We start from the raw sequence: 12482 nt of genomic DNA on the forward strand, positions 1-12482 counted from the left end.
CGGAATTATGGCGTGACCGGCTGGGCTGTGGCGGCGCTCTGCTGCTGCGCCACCCAGCCCCCGCCCAGCGCCTTGTAGACGCCGATGTGGGCCTGCTGACGCGCCAGCTGGGCCGCGATCAAGGCCTGCTGGCTGTTGAACAGGGCACGCTGGGCATCGAGCAGGTCGAGTTGGCTGGCGACGCCGGTGTCGTAACGCAAGGTGGACAGGCGCAGACGGGCGGCCTCAGCCTGGGCCTGGGCCAGTTGCGCTTCGGCCTGTTCGGCGTAGCTGCGGCGGGCCACCAGGGCGTCGGCGACCTCCTTGAAGGCGGTCTGCACGGCCTTGTCGTACTGGGCCACGGCGATGTCGCGCTTGACCTCGGCGACGGCCACGCCGGCCTTGGCGCGACCTGCGTCGAAGATCGGCACGCTCAGGGCGGGGGCAAAGCTCCAGGCGTTGCGGCCGTCGTCGAACAGCCCGGACAGCGAGTCGCTGACCACGCCAGCGCTGGCCGTCAGGCTGATGCGCGGGAAGCGCGCCGCGCGGGCGGCGCCGATGTTGGCGTTGGCGGCGATGAGCTGTTGCTCGGCCTGCGCAATGTCCGGGCGCTGCAGCAGCACCTCGGACGACAGGCCCACCGGCAGCTCGCTCAGGCCGGGCCACAGGGTGGCGAGCACGGCCTGGCTGGCCGCCTGGGTGTCAGCACTGCGACCCACGGCCTGGGCGTCAAGCTGAGGCACGGGCGGCAGCAGGTCGGCCGGGGCGGGCGAGCCCAGCAGCAGGTTCAGGGCGTTGAGGTCCTGCGCCCACTGGCGCTGGGCCTGGGCCCGGGTCACGCGGGCGGCCTCGACCAGGGATTGCGAGGAGCGCAGGTCCAGCTCGTTGAGCACGCCGTGGTCGAACTTGAGCTTGAGCAGCTTGTAGGAGTCTTCGCGCGTTTTCAGGGTCTGCTCGGCCAGGGCGAGCTGCCAGCGGTCGGCCCACAGGGCGTAGTAGCTGTTGGCCACGGCGGCGACCAGGCTGATGTGGGCGGTCTTGCGCGCCTCTTCCGAGGCCAGCACCTGGGCGGCAGCGGCCTCGCTGAGCGCCTTGACGCGGCCGAACAAATCCAGCTCGAAGGCAGAGACCGTCACCCCACCGGTGACGGTGGTGGTGATGTCGTTGGGCGGATTCGACGAAGGGCCTCGTGTACCGCTGACGACGCCACTCAGGGTGGGGAAGCGGTCGGCGTTCTGGATCTGGTAAGCGGCGCGCAGCTGCTCGATGTTGAGCATGGCCACGCGCAGGTCACGGTTCTGGTCCAGCGCTTGGCGGATCAGGCCTTGCAGCCGGGTGTCCGGGAAGTAGCTGCTCCAGGGCAGCTCGGACACCTGGGTGGCAGCCGCCGACGGCGCCGACGCAGACGCCGCAGCCGAAGTCGCGGGCAGCTGCTCGGGCACGGCCAAGGCCGGGCGCTGGTAGTCGGGCGTGAGCGAGCAGGCAGCCAGGCTCAGCAGCGCCGCCACGGCGATGGCGGGGCGCAGCAGGCGAGTGGTCTTAGTCATGAGCGGTCTCCACATCGGAAGCAGGGGCAGCGGCGGACTTGCCCGGGAAGAAACGCCGCACCACCACGAAGAACACGGGTACAAAGAACACGGCGAGGACGGTGGCCGCGATCATGCCGCCCATCACGCCGGTGCCGATGGCGCGCTGGCTGGCCGAGCCAGGGCCCGACGCCAGCACCAGGGGCAACACGCCGAGGATGAAGGCCAGCGAGGTCATGATGATCGGACGGAAGCGCAGGTGGCAGGCCCGCAGCGTGGCGTCGATCAGGCTCATGCCCTTTTCCTGCAACTCCTTGGCGAACTCGATGATCAGGATGGCGTTCTTCGCCGACAAGCCGATGATGGTGATCAGGCCGACCTTGAAGTAGACGTCGTTAGGCATGTCACGCAGGTTGGCGCCCAGCAGCGAGCCCAGGATGCCCAGCGGCACGACCAGCAGCACGGCCACGGGGATGGACCAGCTTTCGTACAGGGCGGCCAGGCACAGGAACACCGCCAGCAGCGAGAACACCAGCAAGATGGTGGCTTGCGAGCCCGACAGGCGCTCTTCACGTGACAGGCCCGTCCACTCGATGCCAATGCCCGGGGGCAACTGATCGACCAGGCGTTGCAACTCGGCCATGGCGTCGCCCGAGCTGTAGCCCGGCGCCGCCGCACCCGAAATCCGCATCGACGGATAACCGTTGTAGCGCACCGCCTGCATCTGCCCGCTCACCCAGCGGGTCGTGGCAAAGGCCGACAGGGGCACGCTCTGCCCGCTGCTGTTGACCACGTTGATGCGCAACAGGTCTTCGGCCTGCATGCGGTCCTTGGCGTCGGCCTGCACGATGACGCGCTGCATCCGGCCGGCGTTCGGGAAGTCGTTGATGTAGGCCGAACCCAGCGAGGACGACAGCGAAGCGCTGATCGAGCCAAAGTCCACGCCCAGGGCATTGGCCTTGTCTCGGTCGATGTCGATCTGCAACTGAGGCGCGTCTTCCAGACCTTCGGGGCGCAGGCCCGTCAGGATGGGGCTTTGCATCGCCATGCCCAGCAACTGGTTGCGGGCGGCCAGCAGGGTGTCATGGCCCAGCGAGCCGCGGTCCTGCACGCGCACGGCGAAACCGGTGGCGTTGCCCAGCTCCATGATCGGCGGCGGCACCAGAGGGTAGATGAAGGCGTCGCGCACCCCCATCAGCGCCCCGAAGGCGCGCTTGGCCAGGGCCTGCGCGCTGTGCGCCTCACCCACACGCTCGTGGTGGTCCTTCAGGGTCACGAAGGCCAGGCCGGCGTTCTGGCCGGAGCCGGAGAAGCTGAAGCCGATCACGCCGACCACAGACTTGACCTCGGACTGCTTGAGGTAGAAGCTCTCCACCTGCTTCATCACGGCTTCGGTGCGCTGCGCCGTGGCCCCTGCGGGCAACTGCACGAGGGTGATCAGACTGCCCTGGTCTTCGTCCGGCAGGAAGGAAGTGGGCATGCGCACATACATCCAACCCACGGCCCCGACGATGATGGCGTAGATGATCAGGGTACGGCCACCGCGCTTGACCAGGCGGGCTGCCCAGCTTTCGTAGCCGTGCGTGGTCGAGCTGAAGGCGCGGTTGAACCAGCCGAAGAAGCCTTTCTTCTCGTGGTGATCTTCGGCGGCCGGCTTGAGCAGCGTGGCGCACAGCGCGGGAGTCAGCGTCAAGGCCAAGAAGGCCGAGAACAGGATGGAGGCGACCATCGACAGCGAGAACTGCTTGTAGATGTTGCCCACCGAGCCCGAGAAGAAGGCCATCGGGATGAACACCGAAACCAGCACCACGGTGATGCCGACGATGGCCCCGCTGATCTGGCCCATGGCCTTGCGGGTGGCCGCCAGGGGGGACAGCCCCTCTTCGACCATGATGCGCTCGACGTTCTCGACCACCACGATGGCGTCGTCCACCAGGATGCCGATGGCCAGCACCATGCCGAACATGGTCAGCACGTTGATGGAGAAGCCGAACACCGACATCACGCCGAAGGTGCCCAACAGGGCCACCGGCACGACCAGCGTCGGGATCAGGGTGTAGCGCCAGTTCTGCAGGAACAGGAACATCACCAGGAACACCAGGATCACCGCTTCCACTAGGGTCTGTACGACCTGGGTGATGGACAGCTTGATGAAGCCCGAGGTGTCATAGGGCACGGAGTAGTCCACGCCCGAGGGGAAGTACTTGCGCAGCTCTTCCAGACGCGCCTTGGCCGCGGTGGCCGTGGCCAGCGCGTTGCCGGTGGGCGAGAGCTGGATGGCCATGCCCAAGGCAGGCTTGCCGTTGAGGCGGGCATACGCGCTGTAGCTTTGCGCCCCCAGCTCAACCCGGGCCACGTCTTTCAGACGCACGGTGGCGCCATCGGCCTTGGCGCGCAGCACGATGTTGCCGAACTGCTCGGCGTTGCTGAGTTGCCCTGCCACCACCACGGTGGCCGACACGGTCTGCTCGGTCAGGTTGGGCAACTCGCCCAAGCCCCCTGCGGGCACCAGTGCGTTCTGGGCGCGGATGGCGGCATTGACCTCGGCCACGCTCAGGCCGTAGGACACGAGCTTGGCCGGATCGACCCAGATGCGCATCGCACGCTCGGTGCCGAACATGGTGACCTGGCCGACGCCAGGCACGCGCTGCATTTCGGGCACGATGTTGCGCGAGGCGTAGTCCCCCAGCGCCACCGGGTCGTAGGCCGGGTTGCTGGACGACAGCATCACGAACATCAGGATGTTGCTGCGGGTCTTTTCAACCTTCACGCCCTGCTGCGTCACCGCACTGGGCAGGCGCGGCGTGGCGCGCGCCAGGCGGTTTTGCACCTCGACCTGGGCCAGGTCGATGTTGGTGCCGGACTCGAAGGTGACCGTGATGGCTGCCGTGCCGTTGGCCTGGCTGACCGACTCCATGTAGGCGAGACCGGGCGCGCCGTTGAGCTCCTGCTCGATGACGTTGACCACCGCTTCGTCGAGCGTCTTGGCCGAGGCGCCGGGATAGACGGCGCTGATGACGACCGACGGCGGCGCCACGGTCGGGTACTGGGCCACGGGCAGCTGCGTGACCGCCACTGCACCGAACACCAGGATGAAGAGGGCGATCACCCACGCAAAGATGGGCCGATCAATGAAGAAACGTGACATGCGCGCGCTCCCTTACTTCGAGGCCGCAGCCGATGCGGCGGGCGTGGCCGAGTCGGGCGCCGCGCCCATGCCGGCTTGCGCGCTCGGCTGCTGCCAGGGGACGGCCTTGACGGGCGCCTTGGGGTTCATCATCTTCTGGAAGCCGTCGACCATGACCTGCTCGCCGGTCTTCAGTCCACCCAGCACCACCCAGTTCGTGCCCTGGGCCCCGCCCAGTTTGACCTGGCGGGGCGCGACCATGCCCTTGTCGTCGACCACCATCACGGTGTCCGCCTGCGGGCCACGCGTGACCGCCTGCTGCGGCAGCAGGATGCCGCCGTCCACCTGGGCCTGGGCCAGGCGCACGCGCACATACATGCCGGGCAGCAGCAGACCTTCGGGGTTGGGCAACTCGGCGCGCAAGGCGACCTGCCCCGAGGTGGCGTCCACGCTCAGGTCAGAGAACAGCAGCTTGCCGGGCAGGGGGTATTCGCGGCCGTCGTCCAGCACGATGCGGATCTCGGCGGCGTCGGCGCCGGCGCGCTTGAGCGAGCCGGCCTTGAGTGCCTCGCGCAGCTTGAGAACTTCGGTGGCGGGTTGGGTGAAGTTGACGTAGAGCGGGTGGACCTGCTGGATCAAGGCCAGTTGGGTGGCCTCACCCTGCCCCACCAGCGCCCCCTCGGTGACCAGGGCGCGGCCGATGCGGCCCGAGATGGGCGCCGTCACGGCGGCATAGCCCAGGTTGATGCGGGCCGTCTGCACGGCGGCCTTGGCCGCGGCGACATCGGCCTGGGCCTGGCGCTGCGCCACCTGGGCGTTGAGGAATTCTTGCGGGCTGATGGCCTTGGCGGCTTGCAGCGGTTCGTAACGCTGCACCAGGGCACTGGCCTGCGCCAGATTGGCTTCGGCCTTGGCTTGGGTGGCTTGGGCGCTGTCGAACGCAGCCTGGAACGTGGCCGGATCGATCTGGAACAAGGGCTGGCCGGCCTTCACGTCGGCGCCTTCGGTGAACAGGCGCTTTTGCAGGATGCCGGGGACGCGGGCGCGGACCTGAGCGGTGCGCACCGCCTCCAGGCGGCCGGGCAACTCGCTCATCACCGGCACGCTTTGCGGCTGCACCGTGATCACGCCCACTTGGGCGGGCGGCATGCCACCGGCCGGCGCGCCACCGGGTGCGGCCGCCTGCTTGTCACCACATCCTGCCAGCATGGCCAGCGTCACGACGCCCAGCGCCAGCCCCCCCATCGACCGCCCGCGACGTCGGCGCATCGCAGCAGTGGGTTGCAGGGGAGAAAACGCGGTCACATCTTGACTGGCCATGGGGCACCTCGTGGAACACAAGTCGGGTCGACAATACAAGACTGAAATATACATACATTCTTGTATGTATGTGTCCGAATGAACGATAATCCCCGTACTGTCGACTGGTTTTATGTCACCGCCATGCGCCGAACCAAAGAAGATGCACAACACACCCGCGAGGCCCTGCTGGACGCCGCGGAGTTGGTGTTCGCGCAACGCGGGGTGTCGCGCACGTCCTTGCAGGAGATAGCCAAGGCTGCCGGGCTGACCCGGGGCGCGGTGTACTGGCATTTCAAGGACAAGGCGGAACTGTTCAATGCCATGATGGCACGGACCGCCTCACCCATGGAAGAGGCCGCCCAGACCCTGGTGGACACCCCCCTGCCCCCGCTGGCCGAGCTCAAGCGCACGGCCATGGACGCGTTGACCCGCATCGCCCACGACCCGCGCACCCGTCGGGTGTTCGGCATCGCGACCCAGAAGGTGGAATACGTCGACGACCTGATGGGCGTGCGCGAGCGGCATCTGGAAATCCACCAGACCTGTCAGGATTGTGTGCGCACGGCGGTGGAGCGCGCCCAGAACCTGGGCCATGTGTCGGCGCACCTGGATCCGCAGGTGATCGCCATGAGCTACCAGGCCATGCTCAACGGCCTGATCAATCACTGGATGCTCGACCCCGAGGCCTTTGACCTCGTGGCCTGTGGCGAGCAGAGCCTGGACCTGTTCATGGGCGGCCTGACGCAGGCGCCTGCGCTCTGCGCCACGGACTGACGCACCGCGTCACCGGCGCACTCAGGCCGCGCGCACCGCCCCGTCACTGCTTTCGTCGAGCGAACCGCCCAGGTGCTGGTCATCGGCCCAGCCCACCAGCGTGAAGCCCTCGGGGCTGTAGAGCAGGCGGTTGATGGTGGCATTGCCCACCTTCCAGGCCCGCGGCGCGTCGAGCGCAATGCGGTTGGCCGCCCGGTAGAAGCAATCGAGCACGCCCCCGTGGGCGACCACGGCAATGCACTCACCCGGGTGGCGCCTGGCCAGTTGGGCCAAGGTGCCCACGCAGCGGTCGTAGAAGGCCTGCAGGGTTTCGCCCCCGTCCGGACCAAAGGCCGGGTCACGTGCCAGCCAGCGGCGTGTCTGCTCCGGCCAGCGCAGCGCGATCTCATCCCGCGTCAAACCCTCCAGATGCCCGAAATGCCTCTCGCGCAAGCCGGTCTCCAACCTCAGGTTCAGACGCTGAGCCTGGGCAATGGCCTCGGCCGTGGCGCGCGCCCGTTGCAGATCGCTGCTGTAGACCGCCTGCAGAGGCTCGCCGTGCAAGGCCTGCGCCACGCGGGCGGCCTGCCACAGGCCGGTGTCGTTCAAAGGGATGTCGGTGTGGCCCTGGATGCGGCTTTCGGTGTTCCAGGCGGTTTCACCGTGACGGATGGCGAGGATGCGGGTGGCGTGCTCAAGCATGCGCCCATGATGCCTCAGGCGTGCTGCGGCGCACAATCCCCGCCCTGATCGAAGGGCGGCAAAGGACTAGACGCCCCAGACAATGGGCTTGTCGGCCGCGTGGGCTTTCTCCAGCATCTGGATCAAGGGCCAGGCCCGCAGACGCAGGCTGACCCGCTCGCCCTGAAAGTCCGCCCCGCGCTGATCACCCGCATCGCGCTCGTCCGGGTCCTCGTCGCGCTCGATGTCGCGGCTCGCCTCGTCCTCGGCGACCTCATCGCCCAGCGCGCGCAGGATCTGCAGCGCCGCCGGCATGTCCTTCGTTTCAATGATGCCCTGGGCCGCTGGCGCCTTGCCCAGCAGCTTCAACAGCGATTCGGCATGGGCCTGGACCATGAACAGGTCGCCCGTGGCCTGGGATTTGAACGTGATGGACATGGTGAACCTCCCCTTGTGGCAGGGTCGAGATTTTGGGGGACGCGGCATACTGACCGCTGCATGCCTGCACCGTATCACGGCGCAGCCCTTGTGTCTGCCAGAAAGTAGCCCGCCATGTCCACGCCCACCCACCTGCTGTACCTGCACGGCTTTCGCTCCTCGCCGCAGTCGGCCAAGGCGCAGTTGCTGGGCCGCGCCATCGCGCAACTGCAAGGCCAGGGCCACAACCTGACCTGGCTGTGCCCGCAACTGCCGCCCTCGCCGGCCGACGCCCTGGCCGAGCTCAAGGCCCTGACGCTCGACTGGCCGCACGAGGACATGGTGGTGATCGGCTCCTCGCTGGGCGGCTTTTATGCCACCGTGCTGGCCGAAGCGCTGGACTGCCGCGCGCTGCTCATCAACCCGGCCGTGGCACCCGCGCGTGACCTGGCGCGCTACATTGGCGAGCAGACCAGCTTTCACAACCCGGCGGATCACTTTTTCTTCCGCCCCGAGTTCATCTCCGAATTCGAGGCCATGGACCCCTACCCCATCACCCGTCCGGAGCGCTACCACGTGCTGGTGGCCGAGGGTGACGAGGTGCTGGACTGGCGCGAGATGGTGGCCCATTACCTGGGCACGCAGCTGACGGTGCTGCCCGGCAACGACCACGCCATCAGCGACTTCGCCAACCACTTGCCCACGGTGCTGGGCTGGCTGGGCTTGCCTCTGCCGCAAGCCTGAAACATCCGGCGCGGGCGCCGCCCCCATCTCAATGGGACAATCACGCTTCCACCCTCGCGAGATTCCATTTCGATGTTTGCCCTTTTTGATGACGCCGGCAAGTTCCTGGCCGGTCGTGTGATGTCCGAAGCCGACAGTTCGATGCAGATCGAGCTCGATTCGGGCAAGCGCGTGAAGGTGAAAGCCGCCAACGTGCTGCTCAAGTTCGCCAAGCCTGCACCCGCCGAGCTGATCGCCCAGGCCGCCGCGCAAGCCACCGACATCGACGTGGACCTGGTGTGGGAAGTCGCCCCCGAAGAAGATTTCGGCTTTGACGAGCTGGCCCGCGAGTACTTCAGCGACAGCGCCGATGCCGTGCAGCAGGCCGCCATGCTGATGCGCCTGTTCGAGACGCCGCACTACTTCCACCGCCGCGGCAAGGGCCGCTTCAAGAAGGCCCCGGAAGACATCCTCAAGCAGGCCCTGCTGGCCATCGAGCGCAAGAAGCAGATCGCGCTGCAGATCGAGCAATGGGCGCAGGAACTGGCCAGCGGCCAATGCCCAGCCCCCATCAAGGACCAGCTCTACAAGATCCTGTTCAAGCCCGACAAGAACGGCGCCGAGTACAAGGCTGTGGTCGAGGCGGCCAAACAGACCCAGCGTGCCCCGCTGGATCTGCTCAAGGACGCAGGCGCCATCGACAGCCCCTACCAGTTCCACTGGAGGCGCTTCTTGTTCGAGAACTTCCCCAAGGGCACGGGCTTCCCCGCGCTGGAAGCCCCACCGATCAAGGACGAGCTGCCCCTCTCGCCCGCCCAGGCTTTCTCCATCGACGACTCGATGACCACCGAGATCGACGATGCCCTGTCCGTGCAGGGCTTGGGCAGCGGCACCGTGGTGTTCGGCGTCCACATCGCGGCGCCCGCGCTGGCCATCTTGCCGGGCAGCCCGGTCGACGGCGTGGCGCGCAACCGCATGTCCACCGTCTACATGCCGGGCCACAAGATCACGATGCTGCCCGACGACGTGGTGCAGACCTACACGCTGCAGGAAGGGCGTGACTGCCCCGCCGTCTCGCTGTACGTGACCTTCGACGAGGCCACGCTGGCCGTCCAGGCCACCGAGACCAAGCTGGAGCGCGTGCCCATCGTCTCGAACCTGCGCCACGACCAGCTCGACGGCGTCATCACCGAGCCGACGCTGACCGGCGAGGCCCCGGCGACCTATGCGCACGCGGCCGAACTGGCCTTTGCCTTCCGCCTCGCCAAGCACCTCAAGGCCCAGCGCGAGGTGGTGCGCGGCAAGCCCGAAACCTTCAACCGCCCCGACTACACCTTCAAGCTGGTGAGCGAGGCCGGCACCAACACCATGCACGACGGCATCGAGCCCACCGGCGTCGAGCAGGTGCTGATCGGCACGCGCCAGCGCGGCGCACCGCTGGACCTGATCGTGGCCGAAGCGATGATTTTGGCCAACAGCACCTGGGGTGGCTGGCTGGCCGAGCTGGGCGTGCCCGGCATTTACCGCAGCCAGGCCAGCCTGCAGCCCGGCATCAAGGTGCGCATGAGCACCAAGGCCTTGCCGCACGCGGGCATGGGCGTGGCGCAGTACACCTGGGCCACCTCGCCGCTGCGCCGCTATGTGGACCTCGTCAACCAGTGGCAGATCGTCGCCTGCGCCAAGAACGGCCGCACCGCCGCGCTGGCCGCGCCCTTCAAGCCCAAGGACGCCGAGCTGTTTGCCGTCATCTCCAACTTCGACACGGCCTACAGCACCTACAACGGCTTCCAGTCGGCCATGGAGCGTTACTGGACCCTGACCTACCTGGGCCAGCAAGACATCACCGAGCTCGACTGCGCCGTCATGGTCAACGGCCTGGTGCGCGCTGACAGCCTGCCCCTGGTCTTCAAGGCCATCGGCGCCGACAGCCTGCCGCGCCACGCTCGCGTACGGGTGCGTGTGACCGGCGTTGACCTGCTGACCCTGGACGTGCACGCCAGCGTGATCGCCCGACTCGACGAAGCCGGCAGCACCACGGATGAGGGTGACTCCGAAGGCGAAGGCGACGAAGAGGTGCTCGACAATGCAGGACCGCTGACCCTGGCCATCGACGTGAGCGATGCCGATGCCCCGACGGGCGATGCCGCCCCGGCCTGAGGTCTCTTGAACTGAACGCTGACGACTGGACGTGCACCGGATGCTGGACCGCCTTCGATCTCTGTGGAGCCGCCTGACCCTGCTGCAAATCTGCCTGGGGATCTCGGTGGCGGTGCATGTGGCCCTGCTGGGTTTTCGTTTTGTGGACCCGGAAGGCTTCAACCGCACCTTCAAGGACACCCCACTGGAGGTGATCCTGGTGAACGCGGCCAGCGAGGAAGCCCCCGAAAAGGCCCAGGCGCTGGCCCAGCAGAACCTGGCCGGCGGCGGCGAGGCCGACAAGGGGCGCGCCACCTCGCCTCTGCCGCCCTCGCAAGACGCCACGCTGGGCGATGCGATGGACGAGAGCCGGCGCATGATCCAGCAAATGCAGCGCGAGCAGCAGAACCTGCTCACCCAGGTGCGCCAGGAACTGGCCGCCCTGCCCCCGCCGCAGCCGCGCGACCAGGCCGAATCGGCGCAAAGCCGAGCCGAAGAGGAGCGCCGCCGCCAGCTGACCAAGCTGCTGGCCGAGATCGAAAAGCGCATCCACGACGAGAACGCCCGACCGAAGAAGCGCTACCTGAGCCCCGCCACCCTGCGCTCGGTGGACGCGCTGTACTACAGCGCCTTCCGCACCCAGGTGGAGCGCGCGGGCACCACCTACTTCCCCATGGAAAAGGGACAAAAGCTCTATGGGGAGCTGGTGATGGAGGTGTGGCTCAACCGTCAGGGCAAGGTGGTGGACGCCATCGTGCTGCAAAGCTCGGGCAACGCAGTGCTCGACAAGCGGGCCCGTGCCATCGTCATGCAGGCGGGCCCCTTTGGCGCCGTCCCGGCCGAGGTCAGCGCGGGCAATGACCTGCTGCTGATTTCCTCGCGCTTCCGCTTCACCCGCGATGCCGGCCTGGAAGCGACCACCACGAAGGTCGTCTCGAACGCGGCGCCCTGATTTCCTGTTTTTGTCACGATGAGCACCTCCCCCCCTGACCGCTACGCCGTCGCGGGCAACCCGATCGCCCACAGCCGCTCGCCCCTGATCCACACGCAGTTTGCGCAGCAGACCGGCCAGGCCATGGTGTACGAGCGCCTACTGTGCCCGCTGGACGACTTCCCGGCCACGCTGACCCGCTTTGTGCAAGAAGGTGCCCGAGGCTGCAACGTGACCGTACCCTTCAAGTTCGAGGCCTTCGAGATGGCCGCGCGCCGCACACCACGCGCCGAGCTGGCCCAGGCGGCCAACACCTTGCGTTTTGATGCCACCGCCGACGGCGGCTGGCTGGCCGACAACACCGACGGCGTGGGCCTGGTGCGCGACATCACCGTGAACGCCGGCGTGCCGCTCGCAGGTGCGCGCGTGCTGCTGCTCGGCGCGGGTGGCGCCAGTGCTGGCGTGCTGGGACCGCTGATCGAGGCCCGCCCCGCCGAGATCGTGGTGGCCAACCGCACGGCCGACAAAGCCCAGGCGCTGGTCGATCGCCATGCGGACTGGGCACGCCAACACGGTGTGGCCTTGAGCGCGCGCTCACTGGCTGAGCCAGGCCAGGCGTATGACGTGTTCATCAACGGCACGGCCGCCAGCCTCTCGGGAGGCGGCATCCCGGTGGGCCCGGAAGTGCTCAAGCCAGGCAGCCTGGCGCTGGACATGATGTACGGCCCCGCCGCGCAGGGCTTCCTGGACTGGGCCCGCGCCCACGGGGCCGTGGCCCGTGATGGCCTGGGCATGCTGGTGGAGCAGGCGGCCGAGTCGTTTGCGCTGTGGCGCGGCGTGCGCCCGGATACCGCCCCCGTGCTGACGGCCATGCGCGCGCTGGTCGATGGTGCCGCCCCTCACTGAC

At 67.7% G+C, this 12482-nt stretch carries 10 protein-coding genes; 5 read left to right on the forward strand and 5 right to left on the reverse strand.

Features of this window, described 5'->3' with window-relative positions; genetic code table 11:
• Positions 1 to 5: 5 nt before the first annotated feature.
• The 3 genes from RBT42_RS02415 to RBT42_RS02425 are packed head-to-tail and all read right to left on the reverse strand — an operon-like array spanning position 6 to position 5901.
• Positions 6 to 1526, reverse strand: coding sequence for an efflux transporter outer membrane subunit (locus RBT42_RS02415; RefSeq protein WP_320362234.1), 1521 nt, complete (start codon positions 1524 to 1526; stop codon positions 6 to 8).
• On the reverse strand, positions 1519 to 4653 hold the full coding sequence (locus RBT42_RS02420; RefSeq protein ID WP_320362236.1) for an efflux RND transporter permease subunit: 3135 nt from the start codon (positions 4651 to 4653) through the stop codon (positions 1519 to 1521). The genes RBT42_RS02415 and RBT42_RS02420 overlap by 8 nt, the downstream gene beginning before the upstream one ends.
• Positions 4654 to 4665: 12 nt before the next feature.
• Positions 4666 to 5901, reverse strand: coding sequence for an efflux RND transporter periplasmic adaptor subunit (locus RBT42_RS02425; RefSeq protein ID WP_413785833.1), 1236 nt, complete (start codon positions 5899 to 5901; stop codon positions 4666 to 4668).
• Positions 5902 to 6075: 174 nt separating this feature from the next.
• Between RBT42_RS02425 and RBT42_RS02430 the strand changes: the two genes are divergently transcribed.
• Positions 6076 to 6708 carry a TetR family transcriptional regulator gene (locus RBT42_RS02430; RefSeq protein WP_320362238.1) on the forward strand — a complete coding sequence of 211 codons (633 nt, stop codon included), beginning with the start codon at positions 6076 to 6078 and terminating at the stop codon, positions 6706 to 6708.
• Between the two features lie 21 nt (positions 6709 to 6729).
• Here RBT42_RS02430 and RBT42_RS02435 read toward each other — a convergent pair whose 3' ends face one another.
• Both RBT42_RS02435 and RBT42_RS02440 read right to left on the reverse strand, forming a co-directional pair.
• Positions 6730 to 7389, reverse strand: coding sequence for a histidine phosphatase family protein (locus RBT42_RS02435; RefSeq protein ID WP_320362240.1), 660 nt, complete (start codon positions 7387 to 7389; stop codon positions 6730 to 6732).
• Positions 7390 to 7455: 66 nt separating this feature from the next.
• On the reverse strand, positions 7456 to 7806 hold the full coding sequence (locus tag RBT42_RS02440) for a DUF1840 domain-containing protein (protein WP_320362242.1): 351 nt from the start codon (positions 7804 to 7806) through the stop codon (positions 7456 to 7458).
• A 114-nt stretch (positions 7807 to 7920) separates the two neighbouring features.
• Between RBT42_RS02440 and RBT42_RS02445 the strand changes: the two genes are divergently transcribed.
• The 4 genes from RBT42_RS02445 (at position 7921) to aroE (ending at position 12481) form a co-directional block, all read left to right on the forward strand.
• On the forward strand, positions 7921 to 8529 hold the full coding sequence (locus RBT42_RS02445) for a YqiA/YcfP family alpha/beta fold hydrolase (RefSeq protein WP_320362244.1): 609 nt from the start codon (positions 7921 to 7923) through the stop codon (positions 8527 to 8529).
• A gap of 72 nt (positions 8530 to 8601) precedes the next feature.
• A complete protein-coding gene (locus tag RBT42_RS02450) occupies positions 8602 to 10665 on the forward strand; it encodes a ribonuclease catalytic domain-containing protein (protein WP_320362245.1) in 2064 nt (687 codons plus the stop codon).
• Between the two features lie 40 nt (positions 10666 to 10705).
• Positions 10706 to 11596, forward strand: a complete 891-nt coding sequence (locus RBT42_RS02455) for a TonB family protein (protein WP_320362246.1) — start codon at positions 10706 to 10708, stop codon at positions 11594 to 11596.
• An 18-nt stretch (positions 11597 to 11614) separates the two neighbouring features.
• Positions 11615 to 12481 carry a shikimate dehydrogenase gene (aroE, locus tag RBT42_RS02460; RefSeq protein ID WP_320362247.1) on the forward strand — a complete coding sequence of 289 codons (867 nt, stop codon included), beginning with the start codon at positions 11615 to 11617 and terminating at the stop codon, positions 12479 to 12481.
• Position 12482 lies beyond the last annotated feature (1 nt).

The organism is Aquabacterium sp., assembly GCF_034003525.1.
In the GTDB taxonomy this organism is placed as follows: domain Bacteria; phylum Pseudomonadota; class Gammaproteobacteria; order Burkholderiales; family Burkholderiaceae_C; genus Aquabacterium.